General features: G+C 54.2%; 1 protein-coding gene. It reads right to left on the reverse strand.

All coding sequences use genetic code 11. The features are described 5' to 3' along the window. Positions 1-641 (reverse strand): MobF family relaxase (mobF, locus tag QKD99_RS11520; RefSeq protein ID WP_347951490.1); only part of this gene is annotated, 641 nt, incomplete at its 3' end. Positions 642-685 lie beyond the last annotated feature (44 nt).

Raw genomic sequence — 685 nt, forward strand, 5'->3', positions numbered from 1 at the left:
GCCGCTTTACTTCTTGGCTCCAGTCCGTCCACAAACGCACGCACCGTTGCGCCATGTTCGGCACTAGCCCACTCGGTTTCTAACTCGTCTAGTGGAGTCTCGGTGTCCTTAGTGCGGCGGGTGATTTTCTGCGCGATACGCTCATACGCCGCCCGCGTCTCTAAACCATTCTCGGCCTGCCATTGGTCAATCTCGCGCGCCCTAGTTGAATACGACGCAAGCAATTCTGGGTCATCAAGACCGACGATTTCCGCGCACCCATTGACCACATCACCGAACTCCACGCCGAGTTTTCGACTCAGAATTTCGCGCACCGTGGCCTGATACACCATGCCTGCCGCACGCGCTTCGTGATACAAACTAACCCCATCCAGAGTGCGAGTCTTGCCGTCCTGGCACAACTGTTTATTCGCCAGCAACACGTGGGAATGGACGTGAGGATCGCCCGCACGTGAAGTTCGGTGTTCATATTTCACGCCAGAAATACCCGCCAATTTTTCAATGATCAGACGCTTCTTTGACGCAGCAGGGTCTTGCTTTCGCGTATAGCCGGCATGTTCTGATAAGTAATCCAATGCCTGACTTACTGCCGCCTGGTGGGCTTCATCAACGATGCTACGAACCGAAGAATCAGCACCCATGCCCCACAACAATGAAACAGATTTCGGCGCACAAAACGTCAGAT

It is taken from the genome of Corynebacterium sp. c3Ub_189 (assembly GCF_039907195.1).
Lineage (GTDB): Bacteria > Actinomycetota > Actinomycetes > Mycobacteriales > Mycobacteriaceae > Corynebacterium.